Raw genomic sequence first — 17185 nt, forward strand, 5'->3', positions numbered from 1 at the left:
AAACCCAGCCATATGCCTTTATATAAAGGAAAGCGGCTAGGTTTTAATTACTTGATGAGCCGTTAATTACTTCTTTTTAGGGGCTAGCACCATGATCATCTGGCGACCTTCAATCTTCTTAGGGAAAGATTCAACTACAGCAATTTCTGCAGTATCTTCCTTAAGACGATTTAGAACGTCAACACCGATGTCTTGGTGTGCCATCTCTCGGCCACGGAAGCGAATTGTTACTTTCACTTTGTTGCCTTCTTCAAGGAAACGCGTCAGGTTGCGTAGTTTTACCTGATAGTCTCCAATATCAGTTCCAGGACGGAATTTTACTTCCTTGATCTGGACCTGCTTTTGCTTCTTCTTCTGCTCTTTAGCAGTTTTGCTCTTCTCGAAGAGGAACTTACCATAGTCCATCACACGACAAACAGGTGGCTCGGCGTTAGGACTGATCTCAACGAGATCCATACCAGCTTCTTCAGCAGCTGCAATGGCTTCTTGAATCGATACAACACCAACTGATTCACCGTCAGCGCCTGTTAGTCGAACTTCACGAATACCACGAATTTCACCGTTGATACGGTGCGGGTTTTGTTTTACCGGCTGTTGGCCACGTCTTCCGCCTTTAATAGCTTATTCCTCCAGATTGAGCTTACGGCTAGAGATCTCGTCTTGGATGTATGCAATAAAATCATCCACTTTAAATTTACCAAGATCTTTACCTTTACGAGTACGCACTGCTATTTCGCCAGCTTCCATTTCTTGGTCACCAACAACAAGCATATACGGTACACGCTTCAAAGTATGTTCGCGGATTTTAAAGCCAATCTTCTCATTTCTCAAGTCCGCTTTAGCTCTAATTCCACTTTTTTGTAGTTTTTGTACTATTTCTTGAACATAACCTGACTGTTTATCAGTAATGTTCATAAGAACTGCTTGTTCTGGCGCCAACCAAGTTGGGAAGAAACCAGCATATTCTTCGATAAGGATACCGATGAAGCGCTCTAGTGAACCTAGAATCGCACGGTGAATCATTACCGGTACAAGACGTTCATTGTTTTCACCTACATAAGTTGCACCTAAGCGACCTGGTAGGTTGAAGTCTAGCTGGACAGTACCACACTGCCACGCACGGTCTAGACAATCGTATAGTGTGAATTCAATCTTAGGGCCGTAGAACGCACCCTCGCCTTCTTGAATTTCGTATGGGATATCCATCGATTCAAGAGACTGCTTCAATGCTTCTTCAGATTGATCCCAGATTTCATCTGAACCTACACGTTTCTCTGGACGAGTAGACAGTTTCACTACGATGTTGTCGAAACCAAATGTTTGGTACGTATCGTACACCATCTTGATACAGTTTGTTACTTCTTCTTGAATTTGGCTCTCAGTACAGAAAATGTGAGCGTCATCCTGAGTAAAGCCACGTACACGCATAATACCGTGTAGTGCACCAGATGGTTCGTTACGGTGACATGAGCCAAACTCAGCCATACGTAGCGGTAGGTCGCGGTACGATTTTAGACCTTGGTTGAAGATCTGTACGTGACCTGGACAGTTCATTGGCTTAATCGCGTATTCACGGTTCTCAGAAGAAGTTGTGAACATTGCATCAGCGTATTTGTCCCAGTGCCCAGAGCGTTCCCAAAGAACACGGTCCATCATAAGTGGACCTTTCACTTCTTGGTAACCGTACTCATCTAGCTTAGCGCGGATGAATACTTCTAGATCACGGAAGATAGACCAACCATTGTGATGCCAGAACACCATACCCGGTGCTTCTTGCTGCATGTGGAATAGGTCTAGTTGCTTACCAATCTTACGGTGATCACGCTTCGCCGCTTCTTCTAGGCGAGTTAGGTGCGCTTTCAGTGCTTTCTTGTCGTGGAAAGCCGTACCGTAGATACGTTGAAGCATTTTGTTGTCGCTGTTACCACGCCAGTAAGCACCTGCAACATTCAGCAAAGTGAAGTGTTGACAGAAGCTCATGTTAGGAACGTGAGGACCACGACACATGTCGATGTATTCTTCATGGTGGTAAAGGCCTGGACGATCATCACGAGATACGTTTTCGTCAAGGATTTCCACTTTGTATGGTTCGCCACGTGATTCAAACGTATCACGCGCTTCCTGCCAGCTTACTTTTTTCTTAACCACTTCGTACTTGGTTTTCGCTAGCTCTTTCATACGCTTTTCAATCTTTTCAAGATCTTCTTGCGTTAGAGATTCGTCTAGGTCGATATCGTAGTAGAAGCCATTGTCGATGGTTGGACCGATCGCCATTTTAGCTTGAGGGTAAAGCTGCTTAAGAGCGTGACCAAGAAGGTGAGCACAAGAGTGACGAACGATTTCTAGACCGTCTACTTCATCTTTAACTGTGATGATTTCAAGGCTTGCGTCTTCTTCAATTAGATCACACGCATCAACGCGGTTACCGTTTACACGACCAGCGATAGTTGCTTTGGCAAGACCAGGACCGATCGATTGCGCAACTTCCATAGTAGAAACTGGGTTGTCAAATTGACGCTGACTGCCGTCAGGAAGAGTAATAATAGGCATGCTATGTCCTTTACAGTGGTGTTGCACACCAAGCAACACATGTTATTCAAATTAGAAGCTATTTGTTGAAAATAGTTGAGAGTCAATAAAGGCCTCTCGGTAACACGAATACCGGACCGTTATCGAGAATGGGATTGTACCTAGCTCACATTTAGAATGCAAAGCGCGATTTTGTTTTGTCATAAGAACTTAACCGCAGACCCGTCACGACAATCTGATCATGCTTTTTTAAGAGACAGCATAACTTGTAAACGGAATTGCCCCTCAATGAACTTACACAACAAATTACAATATCGCCTATTACGTGTGAACCGATACAAAACCTAACACGCTGGGCGAGAGCTCAACGTGCGATTTAGGTATATAGTTGTTTTATAGAGTAGTTTGTATGTAGGTATTCATCATGGTCTATTTCAAATCGCGCTTTATGGTGCTTCTAAGCACCTCGATATGTTCTTTGCAAGCCTTCGCATCAAATGACTTATATGGCCCGCTGCGTTCTTACGCACAATCCCCAATGCAAGTGGTTAGTCACACCAACGTACTGCGTTCAGGACATAGTCTACCCTATGGTTTTGTCGAAGCTTATGGTTCGGGAACCGTGGCAAGTGTTTGGGCTCATACTGATGAATACGCACTGGATTATTACCACAATCAAATCGAATTAGGCAGCAAATGGCAAGTCAGCAACCGTTGGCAGTGGGAGCTCAACTATCGATGGGTCTTTGCCGCTGACAACCATTTAGATGGACTGACGAAAAGCTTCCATAAACTTTTCGGTATCGGACAAAATGGGCGGGATAAAGTAGACAGAGATCGTTTTTACATTTCAATGCCGCAATATGATGTGCTTGAAGATGATTTCGAAGGACAAACACTGGCCAATAACCTATCTACTTACTTGCAGTATCAAGTGTTCCAAAATGAACATCACGGCCTATCGATTGGCGGCAGTTTGTATTTTAACGATGTGGCTCACAGCACTTTTCAAGGTAGCAGTTTCGAGCAAGGCTTCCAATTAAACTACAGCTACTTAAGTGATGCTCATGCATTTTATTCGATGATTGGCATGACTTTTCGCTCGGATGACCGTGCCTTGCTCGATCTGCCCTATCGACATAATACGATTGCCATTGCGGGTGGGTACCGTTATGCCTTAGAAGATAACCATCACCTGATGTTGGAATATCATTGGTATCAAGGCTCAACAGAAGGGCCCACAGAGTTTGCTGATGCCTCTAATGAACTGGTATTAGGCTATCGATATCTAATGGAAAATTCAGCGCTTGAGTTTTTAGCCGTAGAGAACGCAAGAAACATGGATAACAGTACCGATATCGCTTTCACAATAGGATATCGGTACATATTTTCATCAAGTTGATGAGAGCTATAGATTTAGCGTTGGTGCAACTGCGGTTGCGACTTGAGCATCGGTTGCATTGATCGGCAACGTAAACGAGCGATATTGGTCACCAGCCAAACTGAGCGAACGGTCAATCTCTGCCAAACAATGCATGACCTGCCCTTCCAGAATAAAAGAGAGCTCAATTTCTTTTGATGAGATAAAGCCGTTGTTACGGAACTCTAGTTCTTGATAAATACCAGAGCGAGAGGCAAACGAGCCACCGCGCAAAAAGCCTTTTTCAACATCGGCTTTAACCATTGTGAAACCAGCTTGCTCGATCGCTTGAATAACCCGAGATGCTACTGGTAGTGGTTTCACTTCAATATAGTCACGGTCACGCGGATCAATTGCAAAATCAATATCTAACGTCGTCTCAACCCAAACATGACATTGATTCTTAAGTGCGCTAACCGCAGTAATTGGCGTTTCATCATGCAATTTTAGCTCAAACGGAACCTGCTTTTCTTCATTAGGTTGAATCACAAAAGGGTCAACTGCTTTCAATTGATCAATAGTGAACGTTTGGTAACTTACGCTATCATCCACTTCGACTTTCATTTCCGTGTTCAATTTAATCGTAATAGCATCAATTTGTTGTTCGACGTCTCCGCCTTTGATATGAACATGCCCTTTCAGCGTCGCTCCTTGAAACACGCTCATTTCGTCCAAAATGGTATCTACTTTTGCAGAGCCGATCCCCAGTGATGCTTTCAATTTTTTAAACATACTTTTCCTTTTTTAGCGATTTTTCTTCTAATAATCGTTTGTTTACACAATTGTTTTCTGCTGTGCAAGCAATAGACCACAAGAAAATGTTTGAATTCAATCATCAATCCAAATAATGCTCAGCAACAAGAGTCATTCAGCTCTGCAATAGGATTGCTCGGTCACTAAGCGGTACATTCGTCGAGAAATGTTTGCAATTTGTACCTAAATTAAGCAGTATTTGTATAGTCAAATAAAGGGAGATCATTATGTCTGCACCACTCTACATTCAAATTAAACAATTTATCCTGGATAAAATTGATGCTGGAGAGTGGGTAGTTGGTCATCGCATCGCCACCGAGATTGAGCTTACCGAGCAATTTGGTGTCAGTAGAATGACAGTGAACAAAGCAATTCGGGATTTAGTAAATGAGGGCCGATTACAACGTCGCCCACGTTTAGGCACGTTCGTGTGTGATCCTGGTGAAAAGTCAGAATCTCCTCTGCTAGACATTCGAAACATTGCCGAAGAAGTCAGCGATAGAGGGCGAAAGTATGGCAGTAAAGTGCTCAAACAAATTGCCATAAAAGCAGATGACAACATTGCGACAAAACTCGGCGTTATGCTAGGCACGACAGTGTTTTACAGTGAAATTATTCACTATGAAGACCAAACGCCGATTCAATTGGAGCTCCGCTGGGTGAATAGCCAATATGCCCCGAGTTATTTAAATCAAGACTTCACACAAATCACTCCAAATCAATACCTGTCAAATAATTGCCCACTCAGCGCGATAGAACATACTGTAGAGGCAATTGTGCCTGAAAGCCGTATTAAGCAAGACTTAAAAATGCAAGCCAATGAACCTTGCCTTCTCTTGAATCGCAGAACGTGGAGCCAAGATAAATTAGTCAGTACCGCCCTACTTTATCACCCTGGTAACAAATATAAGCTGAGCTCAAAAGTGCTCATTTAAGGACAAGATTTGTCCTCTAGATCTACGTTTTGATCACATTTTAGCAACATCAATCTTGTCAGTATTCTTATTTTGCTCTATTTATTTGTATATACATTTAATGATACAAATAAACACAGGGACACAAACATGGATTTGCTGATTGAAAACGCACGTCTAGTTACCATGCAATCGGGAGAATGCGGATACCTTCCAACGCCTCCAGCGCGCATTGGTATTAAATCTGGAAAAATCGTTGCGATCAGTACTTGTGCCATTGGTGAAGACGCACCGCAAACCGAGTCTCTGCTGTCTGCCCAACATTACGCTCAGAGTATCGACCTTCAAGGCAAGTTAGTTCTGCCAGGTTTGATCGACTGCCACACTCATCTTATTTACGCGGGCAATCGTGCCAACGAATTTGAAATGCGCTTAAACGGCGTGCCATATCAAGAAATTTCCAAACAAGGCGGCGGGATTCTCTCAACGGTACATGCGACACGCTCTGCAACCGAAGCACAACTAGTTGAGTTAGCGTTACCACGTTTAGATGGGTTACTCGCGAGTGGCGTCACTTCTGTCGAGGTGAAATCTGGCTATGGATTGACACTGAATGATGAAATAAAAATGCTCCGTGCAGCCAAAATGCTTGAACAAGAGCGCAAAGTTAAAATCACCACTACACTTCTCGCCGCTCACGCCATTCCGCCAGAGTTCCAAGGTCGTGCAGATGATTATATTGAGCACATTTGTCAGGACATAATCCCTGTTGTCGCAAAGGAAGAATTAGCTACGAGTGTCGATGTTTTTTGTGAATCGATTGGTTTCAATCTTGAACAAACAGAAAAAGTGTTTGTAGCTGCAAAACGCCACGGCTTAAAGGTTAAAGGGCATACTGAGCAACTTTCTAATCTCGGTGGTACAGCCCTCACTGCGCAATACAACGGTCTGTCAGCGGATCACATCGAGTTTTTAGATGAGCAAGGTGTTAAAGCACTTGCTCGATCAAACACCGTCGCCACTCTATTGCCTGGCGCTTTTTATTTTCTAAGAGAAACTCAGTTACCACCGATTGAGTTGTTGAGAGAGCATAACGTGCCGATGGCAATTGCTACGGACGTCAACCCAGGTACATCACCATTTTCTGATCTCACACTCATGCTGAATATGGCGTGCACACTATTTCGCCTTACACCGCAAGAAGCACTGCGTGGTGTAACGCAACATGCAGCCAAAGCTCTGGGTTATCAAAACTCACGTGGCGAAATCAAAGTAGGGTTTGATGCGGACTTCTCTATCTGGGATATCGAAAGCCCTGCGGATTTAAGCTATCAAGTCGGAGCAAAACGTCTGGTAGGTCGTATAGTAAATGGTGAATACATTTCACACGGAGGCCACTAATATGTCTCAATTCGACCTACACTCTCCCCTATTTCATTGGCAAGGCCGTCATGATGCCGAGGACGGCAAGCTTGGTCAGCGAATTCATCACGTTGTTCAACGCCAAAAAGCAGATGAGTTGAGTGCCGTTGCGCATGGCGTCTCATTACTCGGTTTTGCTACCGACGCTGGCGTTGCGAGAAACAAAGGACGCATTGGCGCGAAAAAAGCGCCAGACTTAATCCGACGAGCACTCGCTAATTTAGCATGGCACCAAGACGCCCCACTATATGACTTAGGTACTGTGGTGTGTGAAGACGACTTACTGGAGGAGAGCCAAGCTCTATGTGCAGCAACCATTTCAAGCGCACTGCCCCATACGCCAGTCATCGTGCTGGGTGGTGGGCATGAGATTGCGTGGGCCTCGTTTTCCGGCTTAGCGGAATATTTTAAAGCGCACCATCCAGAGAAGAAGCCTAAAATCGGCATTATCAATTTCGATGCGCATTTCGATTTGCGCGCATTCGAGAGTAACCTCGTCGACGTAAGACCGAGCTCTGGTACACCCTTCAACCAAATTCATCATTTTTGTCAACGTAACGATTGGGACTTTCATTACGCTTGTATTGGTGTAAGCCGCAGTAGCAACACTAAAGCGCTATTTGAAAAAGCAGATGCGTTAAATGTTTGGTATGTAGAGGACAATCAGCTCTGCTACTTAAACCACAGTTATCACTTAACTCAGCTTCAGCATTTTATTGACGACTGTGACTACCTCTATTTGACCATTGATCTGGATGTATTTCCTGCCGCAACCGCACCTGGAGTCAGCGCACCAGCAGCTCGGGGAGTGAGTTACGACACTATTGCACCCTTTTTAGATCGAATTCTTCATTACAAAAATAAGTTAATGCTGGCTGATATCGCCGAATACAACCCAAATTATGACGTCGATAGTCAAACAGCACGATTAGCTGCCCGTTTGTGTTGGGATATCGCCAACGCAATGGCGGAAAAACAGCACAAACCATAATGCATCCCAGATGCCACTGATTATTACGACCAAGCAAGTACTTGGTCATCACGAGAAACTAAAGGAGTCTGAAATGACACAGCGCCAGGGACAAGATCCACGACTTGATACAAGCAGAACAATTCGTGCACCTCACGGAGATAAACTGCGCGCAAAATCTTGGCTAACCGAAGCCCCTCTTCGTATGCTGATGAACAACCTTGATCCTGATGTTGCAGAACATCCACATTCACTGGTTGTATATGGCGGCATTGGCCGAGCAGCGCGAAACTGGGAATGTTACGACAAGATTGTTGAAGTACTTGAAAGACTCGAAGATGACCAAACGCTTTTAGTTCAATCAGGCAAGCCTGTTGGTGTTTTCCCTACTCATAAAAATGCCCCACGCGTGCTTATCGCAAACTCAAACCTTGTTCCGCATTGGGCAAACTGGGAACACTTCAACGAGCTCGATAAACAAGGCTTGATGATGTACGGCCAAATGACCGCTGGCAGCTGGATATACATTGGCTCGCAAGGTATCGTACAAGGCACATACGAAACGTTCGTATCTGTTGCAAAAAAACACTTTGACGGTGAAGCAAAGGGCCGTTGGATTCTAACAGGTGGTCTTGGTGGCATGGGTGGTGCTCAACCTCTCGCTGGTACAATGGCGGGCTTCTCCATGATTGCAGTAGAGTGTGATGAATCACGTATCGATTACCGCCTACGTACAGGCTATGTCGATAAGAAAGCGACTTCTTTAGATGAAGCGCTAGCTATCATTAAAGAGTCAGACACACCAGTATCGGTTGGTCTACTAGGTAATGCAGCAGACGTTTTCTCTGAGCTGGTAGAACGTAATATCACGCCTGATGTCGTAACAGACCAAACGTCTGCACACGACCCGCTCAATGGCTATTTACCACAAGGCTGGAGCATGTCTCACGCAGCAGAAATGCGTTTGCAAGATGAAGCAATGGTCGTAAAAGCAGCGAAAAAATCCATGGCTGTGCAAGTTCAAGCGATGTTAGAGCTGCAAAATCGCGGCGCCGCAACACTCGACTACGGTAACAACATCCGCCAGATGGCCTTGGAAGAAGGCGTAGAAAACGCATTCGATTTTCCTGGCTTCGTTCCAGCCTACATTCGTCCTCTATTCTGTGAAGGTATCGGTCCTTTCCGTTGGGCTGCTCTCTCTGGCGATCCTGAGGACATTTATAAAACCGACCAAAAAGTAAAAGAGCTAATTCCAGATAATCCGCACTTACATAACTGGCTAGATATGGCTCGCGAACGCATCCAGTTCCAAGGTTTACCTGCGCGTATTTGCTGGGTTGGTCTTAAAGATCGTGAGCGTCTTGGTCAAGCATTCAACGAAATGGTGAAAAATGGCGAACTTAAAGCGCCCGTTGTCATTGGTCGAGATCACTTAGATTCTGGCTCTGTAGCAAGCCCGAACCGTGAAACCGAAGGTATGATGGACGGTTCTGACGCCGTATCAGACTGGCCATTATTAAACGCGCTACTCAACACGGCGGGCGGCGCAACTTGGGTTTCACTACACCACGGTGGTGGCGTAGGTATGGGCTTCTCGCAACACTCAGGTATGGTTATCTGCTGTGACGGCAGTGAAGATGCCTCAGAACGTATTGCCCGCGTGCTGCATAACGACCCAGCAACAGGCGTTATGCGTCATGCTGATGCGGGATACGATATCGCTAAACAATGTGCAGCAGAGCAAGGGCTAGATTTGCCAATGCTCAACGAAGAACTGAAGAAGCTCAAGTAAGGATGAAAGAGATGTTAAATTTAACGCTAAAGCCAGGTCATATTAGCTTAAACGAACTACGCCAAGTGAGCCGTTCACCAGTCAACCTTACTTTGGATCCTGAAGCCATTCCGGCCATTGAAGAAAGCACACAGGTCGTAGACCGAGTCATCGCGGAAGATCGAACGGTTTACGGAATTAACACTGGTTTTGGGCTATTGGCTAACACACGAATAGCACCAGAAGATTTAGAAACACTGCAACGCAGTATCGTTCTTTCTCATGCGGCAGGTATCGGTGAGTTTATGTCAGATGAAACGGTTCGTCTGATGATGGTATTAAAAATCAATAGTCTGTCTCGTGGCTTTTCTGGGATTCGCCTAAAAGTCATTAATATGCTGACCGACCTAGTCAACGCACAAGTTTACCCTTGTGTACCTAAAAAGGGCTCTGTTGGCGCATCAGGTGACTTAGCTCCTCTAGCCCATATGAGCACTGTATTACTGGGAGAAGGACAAGCTCGCCACAACGGTAAAATCATTTCCGGGCAAGAAGCATTAAAAATCGCAGGTCTAGAGCCTATCACTCTGGCGCCAAAAGAAGGCTTAGCGCTACTAAATGGGACTCAGGCATCCACAGCGTTCGCATTGGAAGGCCTGTTTATCGCGGAAGACCTTTTCGCATCAGCAACCGTTTGTGGTGCAATGTCTGTTGAAGCCGCTCTCGGCAGCCGACGTCCATTCGATCCGCGCATTCACCGTGTACGTGGTCATCGCAGCCAGATGGACGCAGCACTCGCATACCGTCATTTGTTAGACACATCGAGTGAAATAGGTGATTCGCACACTAACTGTGAAAAAGTGCAAGACCCGTATTCTTTGCGCTGTCAGCCTCAAGTGATGGGCGCGTGTTTACAGCAAATCCGCAATGCGGCCGAAGTATTACAAGTAGAGGCGAATTCCGTATCAGATAATCCGTTGGTGTTTGCTGAAGATGGTGACATCATCTCTGGCGGTAACTTCCACGCGGAGCCTGTTGCAATGGCAGCCGACAACCTAGCACTTGCGATTGCCGAGATCGGCAGCTTGTCTGAACGTCGTATGGCATTACTTATCGATAGCGCGCTATCAAAACTGCCACCGTTCTTAGTCGACAATGGTGGTGTGAACTCTGGTTTCATGATTGCTCAGGTTACCTCTGCTGCGTTAGCAAGTGAAAACAAAACACTCGCTCACCCAGCGTCAGTAGACAGCTTGCCAACATCTGCAAACCAAGAAGATCACGTGTCAATGGCAACATTCGCGGCTCGCAGATTGAAAGAAATGGGCGAAAACACTCGCGGTATTCTGGCTGTCGAATACCTCTCAGCAGCACAAGGCCTAGACTTTAGAGCGCCAAACAAGTCCTCTGAGCGTATTGAGATTGCGAAACAAATGTTGCGTGAAAAAGTATCGTTCTACGATAAAGATCGCTACTTTGCTCCAGACATTGAACAGGCAAACACTCTGCTTAAGCTGGCTATCCACAACACGCTCATGCCAGAGAGCTTGTTACCCAGTGTTCAATAATTAAGCATAACTGGCATTTCACCGAATAAAAAGATGATGACTTGAAGGCTCTACGTTCTGCGTGGAGCCTTTTTACATACGATTAAACATGTTGATGGCACTATTTATGAACGCCAGTCTACTTTGATGGCTATACTTTAAAAGATAGGCGAGCGAAAAGGTCGTTGTTTATTGTTTTCACAAATAAAAGCGTTGCTAAAGTATGCGTTTTTAACGGTTTATCCGCCGAAATAGTGTCTTATTGTTAGGATACGGTGAAGTTTTCACTGGATGGACCATTGCTACGCAGATATTCGCATATAATCCCACACAGTTTTGGTTACTACGTAAAAATTATGTTTCTAACACCTTATTTTTCAAACATTAATCACCAGTTTCAGTTCACTCGCGAACAAGCAAGCCACTTTGCAAAACGTGTCGCAGGTGACTACAACCCAATTCATGATGAAGACAACAAACGCTTTTGTGTCCCTGGAGATTTACTTTTCGCTGTGCTTCTTAGTAAAGAAGGCGTTAGCCAAAAGATGCGTTTTAACTTCTCTGGCATGGTAAACGATGGTGTAGCACTTCATATTGAAAATAAGTGTGACAAAGAAAGCGCTGTTGTTGACGAGGCAGGTAAAGAATACTTACACATGTCCCGTGAAGGTGAAACTAACCACGATCCGGCATTTATTGAGCATGTAGTGACAAATTACGTGCAATTTTCTGGTATGAACTTCCCTCACATCATGGTTCCTCTTATGGAAGAGAAGCAAATGATGATCAACTGCCAGCGTCCATTAGTTATTTATGAAAGCATGGAAGTCGAATTTTCACGCTTAGACCTTACGCATCCAGAGGTGGATTTCACTGGCGCAACATTCGACGTAGAAGGAAAACGAGGTGTAGTCACCTTAAACTTTGCGTTCAAAGAAGACGGTGAAGTCGTTGGTAAAGGTATTAAGCGCATGGTTGCAAGTGGCTTGAAGCCATATGATCAAGAAGCGGTTGACGACCTTGTACGCCGCTTTAATGAACGTAAGGATGCATTCCTAGCAAAGTTCGTTAAGGCAGCCTAGTCGACTGCCCTATCAGAAGCGCACAAAAAACGTGTTTACTAAAAGAAAGCCCAACGTCGACCGTTGGGCTTTCTTTTTATGTCTCATCCAAACAAAACTAAACGCAATGTTTAGAGCCAACGACGAACATGGTTTTTATAATCCACATACTCTTCACCAAACAATCGCTCTAAAACGCGTTCCTCAGGCTTGATTTGAAACCGATTCATATAACTGACAAATATCACGCCACAAAGCACCACACTCAAGTGCTGCCACCACAAACCAGTTGCTATGATTAGAAGCAATAATGCCGTGTACATAGGGTTGCGTGAAAAGGCAAACACACCAGTTCTTACAACAGAAGATGCCGCTTCAGGTTTTACTGGGTTCACTGTGGTTTTTACTTTGCGAAATTCATACACGCCAGCAATGCCCATGTAGCCAGACAACAAAGTTAATACACCTACTACAAATTCAACAAAGGGTACTCGAATGTTCATGCTCGGCGTCAAAACTTTAAGTCCGTACATCAAAAGTATGACTAGCAAAAACACCACAACAGGTGGGACTTTGAGTTCAAGTTTTCTCAAGATTCATATCCTTTGAAAGGGTCTAAATACGGTTTCTAAAAAGCCCAGTAAAACTGGGCTTGATTTAGTCCGATTACAACAAAGTTAACAGCGCCTGAACGGGATGCTTGGGCTTCGTTCCTTCAAAGCGTTTAACTTGGCTGCGGCAAGAATAGCCTGTAATCAAACATCTCTCGTTATCCAACTTATCTAAGCTCGGCTTCCAGCTTAAATTGTAAATGTCTTTCGACATCGACAACTTATCAACCTCATGACCAAACGTACCCGCCATACCACAACAACCAACAGGTACCGTATTCAAAACTGCACCAAAGTGAGCAAAAATAGCGCCCCACTCTTTTTCCGCATTTGGCATTTTGGTTTTCTCAGTACAGTGAGCAAACAGATACCAAGGTTCCTGCGCCTTATGCTCTCCGCTTTCAAACGCTTCTAGTCTTGGGTAAAGCCATTCGTGGGCTGTTAGTACATCGAAATTACCTCGCTTACTGCCAAGCACTTCAGCGTATTCATCTCGATAACACAGCACCAAAGCAGGATCGACGCCAACTAATGGGATATCCAAATCCGCTACCATCGCCAAGAACTTCGCTGTGTCGGCTGCTGTGTCCTTAAACTGACGTAAAAACCCTTTAATGTGTTGTGCTTTACCATTCGGCTTAAACGGCAGAAGCACCGGATTCATACCCAGCTTTTTCAATAACTTAACGAAGTCTTCAACGACATCAGCGTCGTAGTAACTAGTGAATGGGTCTTGAACAATTAAAACATGCTTGCTCTTTTCAGACGAAGACAAACCACTGAGCGCTTGCAGATCATAAGGCGTTGTCAGCGACTCTACTCGTTGTTTCAAGGTGGGTACTGATAACAACGGCGCATCGACATACCCGACCGTAGATGCCGTTAAACTTTTCACCCACGACTGCTTCAAAACACCATTTACGACACCTGGCGCTTTCGCCATCATCGGCAGCATAGTCTCAATGTTGGCAACCAGATAGTCTTTTGCAGGACGTTGGTAACGAGAGTGATAGATGTTTAAAAAGCGTGAGCGAAAACTCGGAACATCGACTTTAATCGGACACTGGCTCGCACATGCTTTACACGCCAAACAACCATTCATCGCTTCATACACTTCGTGGGAGAAATCGTATTCGTGACGACGATTGATAGAATGACGTACACGGTCAATCATGGTTTTGATTGATGTTCTGTTTTCTAGCGTTTGCTTTTCTAAGTCAAGGATATCAATGCCTTGTTCAGTGAGCTGACGCAACCACTCGCGAACCAAACCCGCACGACCTTTCGGTGAATGACGACGATCGGCTGTTACTTTCATCGATGGACACATTGGCGAGCTAGTATCGTAGTTAAAACACAAACCGTTACCGTTACATTCCACCGCTTGTTTAAAGCTGTCACGTACTTGAACGTCAATCTGACGGTCATAGTAACCACGTTTGGTATCGGTAACTTTGACAAGCTCTGCATCACTATCCAGCGGTGTACAGATTTTGCCCGGGTTCATTTTGTTGTGTGGATCGAATGCCGCTTTCACACGTCTCAGTTCAGTAAACAACTCGTCGCCGAAAAACTCAGGGCCATATTCTGAACGGAAACCTTTGCCGTGTTCACCCCACATCAAACCACCGTATTTCGCCACCAGCTTGACCACTTCATCAGACACTTCGTGCATCAATGCTTCTTGGTGCGGGTCACACAAATCCAACGCAGGACGTACGTGAAGCACCCCAGCATCGACGTGACCAAACATGCCGTAATTCAGAGACTTGCTGTCTAACAGTTCTCGAAACTCTACAATAAAGTCCGCCAGGTTTTCTGGTGGCACACAGGTATCTTCAGCGAATGCGACCGGTTTAGCACGACCTTTTGCTGCGCCTAACAAACCCACCGCTTTTTTACGCATGTTGTAAATACGCCCAATGCTCGCTACATCGTTACAAACTTGGTAGCCGATAATGCCCGCTTCTTCTGTTTCCAACATGGTATCGAGCTTGGCGGTCAACGCTGCAACCTGAGCAGCAACTTCCTCTTCGTCCTGACCTGCGTATTCCACCATATTGATGCCAAGCATCTCTTTATTTGGAACATCGGTAAGTAAATCGCTCACGGTGTGCCAAACGATATCTTGCTTCGCGAGATTAAGCACTTTTGAGTCAACGGTTTCTACAGACAGCGCTTTCGCTTCTACCATAAACGGTGCATTACGCAGTGCAGAATCAAAGCTGTTGTATTTAACGTTAACCAACGTACGCGCTTTCGGAATTGGCGTCAGGTTCAGCTTTGCTTCGGTAATAAATGCCAATGAACCTTCCGCGCCGCAAAGTACTCGTGTGATATCGAAACGGTCACCGTCTTCATTCAAGGCATTTTTTAAATCGTAGCCCGTTAAAAATCGGTTAAGAGGAGGAAACTTATCTACGATCTGCTGGCGTTTTTCACGACATACGGATTCCGTTACACGTAGCGCCTTGGCAGCAAACTCGTCTTCTTTTGGGTAGCCGTTGGACAGGTCTGATTCTAAAACTGAGCCATCAGCAAACACCGCTTGTAGCGACAAAACATGATCGGATGTTTTTCCGTATTTCAGAGAACCTTGACCAGAAGCATCGGTGTTGACCATGCCGCCAATCGTTGCACGGTTACTGGTAGATAAGTCTGGAGAGAAGAAGTAGCCATAAGGGCGAACTGCGTCATTTAACTGGTCTTTCACTACACCAGTTTGTACACGAACCCAGCCTTCTTTCTCATTAATCTCAAGCACTTTGTTCATGTGGCGAGACATATCCACCACAATACCTTTGGTTAGCGACTGACCATTGGTCCCCGTGCCGCCACCACGAGGTGAAAAGGTAATTCGTTCGTACTTTTCTTTATTGCTCAGTTTCCCGAGGAGAGAAACATCTTCTGTCGTTTTGGGATGAACGACAGACTGAGGAAGTTGCTGGTAAACACTGTTGTCAGTGGCAACCGCTAGTCGACTTGAATATTGGCTTTCGATATCACCAGTGAATCCGGCGTGCTCAAGCTCTTTCAGAAAACTAAGAACAAGAGGATCGACATCAGTTTGCGAGTGTAATCTTGGTAACATTTGCTTCCTGCCCCTACGACGCTGATCCGATCAGCTGCGGGTTGTGTAATTATTTGCTCACTTCTCATACAAATTGGCGCTAAGCGAAAAAAAACACCACAAAAGAGTTAGTGAAGTAATATTCTTTGAATTTCGTCACTTTACAACATTTAAAAAGACGAGCAAATCAGAATCTCGATACAATAATTAAACTTATGCTTTATTTTTTCACGCTTGATGCCTTACATTGGGGAACGAATCGCGTTTCTAGATGAGTTTTCAGAATGAAAAAAAATAAAATTGTGACCACTGAAGATATCCTTCTCAAACTTTGCCAGTCTGTTTCTGGCGTACTTACTTCGGCGACATCTTCTCAAGTAAATTATTCAGCAATGGTGCAAAAAATCCACAAGACTAGCCTCAAACCAGATTTTGGCTGTTTTGTTCTGTTTGATGGCGGATTTACCGGGCTAGTTGTGATTAATTTTACGGCAAAAGCCGCACTGGAGATCTACACCAACTACATGCGTAATATGGGCATGCCAGAAGAAGAACTGGCAATATCTCATACTTCTGACGAGGTAGGCGATGTTCTGGGTGAACTCATGAATCAACTGGTCGGAGACTTCACTAATAAAATTCGTAAAGACCTGCAAACGAACATCACACAAAACCAACCAAAAATGCTGGCGCTGAATAAGCAAGTTATCTTACAAGTTGATACCAACCTTGACCGCCCTCAAGCGCGCAGAGTGACGTTCTCCACCGAAAACAACAATATTTTCTATCTCGAACTAGCAATGGATAAAACTGAGTTCATCCAACTGGAAGAGTTTGAAGTTGCTGAAGACGAAAACCCAGACGACATTTTAGAGGCAACACGTAAACAGTTGGCTGAGAAAGAATCTAAATCGTCGGGATCAAACGATGATGCCGATGACTTGCTCAACCAGCTCGGGTTGTAATTCTAACGAATCTTAATGAAGAATGGCTTCTTAGACACAAGTACGACTTCATACTGATTACGACGAACTAAAACGCCAGCCTCGCTTAATGCGAGGCTTCTTTTTATGTGCAGAAATTATCTTCAGTCCCACCTTGTATTTCGTTTTTATGT

The 17185-nt window shown here is 44.8% G+C and carries 13 protein-coding genes; 8 read left to right on the forward strand and 5 right to left on the reverse strand.

Going from position 1 to position 17185, the window contains the following annotated elements; all coding sequences use genetic code 11:
* Positions 1–66: 66 nt before the first annotated feature.
* Both infC and thrS read right to left on the reverse strand, forming a co-directional pair.
* Entirely contained in the window at positions 67–618 is a 552-nt protein-coding gene (infC, locus tag R7P69_RS08645; protein WP_080276913.1) for a translation initiation factor IF-3, read from the reverse strand.
* A 3-nt stretch (positions 619–621) separates the two neighbouring features.
* Entirely contained in the window at positions 622–2550 is a 1929-nt protein-coding gene (thrS, locus tag R7P69_RS08650) for a threonine--tRNA ligase (RefSeq protein WP_005395892.1), read from the reverse strand.
* 403 nt (positions 2551–2953) lie between these two features.
* On the opposite strand from thrS, the gene R7P69_RS08655 reads away from it, so the two are divergent.
* A complete protein-coding gene (locus R7P69_RS08655) occupies positions 2954–3931 on the forward strand; it encodes a DUF3187 family protein (protein ID WP_064353836.1) in 978 nt (325 codons plus the stop codon).
* Positions 3932–3937: 6 nt separating this feature from the next.
* Here the strand turns inward: R7P69_RS08655 and R7P69_RS08660 are convergent, their stop codons facing one another.
* On the reverse strand, positions 3938–4681 hold the full coding sequence (locus R7P69_RS08660) for a sporulation protein (protein WP_064353835.1): 744 nt from the start codon (positions 4679–4681) through the stop codon (positions 3938–3940).
* Between the two features lie 248 nt (positions 4682–4929).
* Here R7P69_RS08660 and hutC point away from each other — a divergent pair, with 248 nt between their 5' ends.
* The 6 genes from hutC (at position 4930) to R7P69_RS08690 (ending at position 12408) form a co-directional block, all read left to right on the forward strand.
* Positions 4930–5637: a histidine utilization repressor gene (gene hutC / locus R7P69_RS08665; protein WP_005377944.1), complete on the forward strand. Its 708-nt coding sequence runs from the start codon at positions 4930–4932 to the stop codon at positions 5635–5637.
* Positions 5638–5766: 129 nt separating this feature from the next.
* Positions 5767–7017, forward strand: a complete 1251-nt coding sequence (hutI, locus tag R7P69_RS08670) for an imidazolonepropionase (protein WP_064353834.1) — start codon at positions 5767–5769, stop codon at positions 7015–7017.
* Position 7018: 1 nt separating this feature from the next.
* Positions 7019–8029, forward strand: a complete 1011-nt coding sequence (hutG, locus tag R7P69_RS08675) for a formimidoylglutamase (RefSeq protein WP_285384563.1) — start codon at positions 7019–7021, stop codon at positions 8027–8029.
* 73 nt (positions 8030–8102) lie between these two features.
* Positions 8103–9800: a urocanate hydratase gene (hutU, locus tag R7P69_RS08680; protein WP_025766830.1), complete on the forward strand. Its 1698-nt coding sequence runs from the start codon at positions 8103–8105 to the stop codon at positions 9798–9800.
* Positions 9801–9811: 11 nt separating this feature from the next.
* Positions 9812–11347, forward strand: a complete 1536-nt coding sequence (gene hutH, locus R7P69_RS08685) for a histidine ammonia-lyase (RefSeq protein ID WP_017821814.1) — start codon at positions 9812–9814, stop codon at positions 11345–11347.
* Between the two features lie 335 nt (positions 11348–11682).
* Positions 11683–12408, forward strand: a complete 726-nt coding sequence (locus tag R7P69_RS08690) for a DUF3581 domain-containing protein (RefSeq protein ID WP_238952280.1) — start codon at positions 11683–11685, stop codon at positions 12406–12408.
* Positions 12409–12518: 110 nt separating this feature from the next.
* On the opposite strand, the gene R7P69_RS08695 is transcribed toward R7P69_RS08690, so the two are convergent.
* Together R7P69_RS08695 and R7P69_RS08700 are read right to left on the reverse strand one after the other, a co-directional pair.
* Positions 12519–12980 carry a methyltransferase family protein gene (locus R7P69_RS08695; protein ID WP_005377951.1) on the reverse strand — a complete coding sequence of 154 codons (462 nt, stop codon included), beginning with the start codon at positions 12978–12980 and terminating at the stop codon, positions 12519–12521.
* Positions 12981–13053: 73 nt separating this feature from the next.
* Positions 13054–16089 carry an FAD-binding and (Fe-S)-binding domain-containing protein gene (locus R7P69_RS08700; protein ID WP_238952279.1) on the reverse strand — a complete coding sequence of 1012 codons (3036 nt, stop codon included), beginning with the start codon at positions 16087–16089 and terminating at the stop codon, positions 13054–13056.
* A 263-nt stretch (positions 16090–16352) separates the two neighbouring features.
* On the opposite strand from R7P69_RS08700, the gene R7P69_RS08705 reads away from it, so the two are divergent.
* A complete protein-coding gene (locus R7P69_RS08705; protein ID WP_005388843.1) occupies positions 16353–17033 on the forward strand; it encodes a DUF3334 family protein in 681 nt (226 codons plus the stop codon).
* The last annotated feature ends 152 nt before the right edge of the window (positions 17034–17185 follow it).

The organism is Vibrio sp. 661 (assembly GCF_033339315.1).
GTDB lineage: Bacteria > Pseudomonadota > Gammaproteobacteria > Enterobacterales > Vibrionaceae > Vibrio > Vibrio alginolyticus.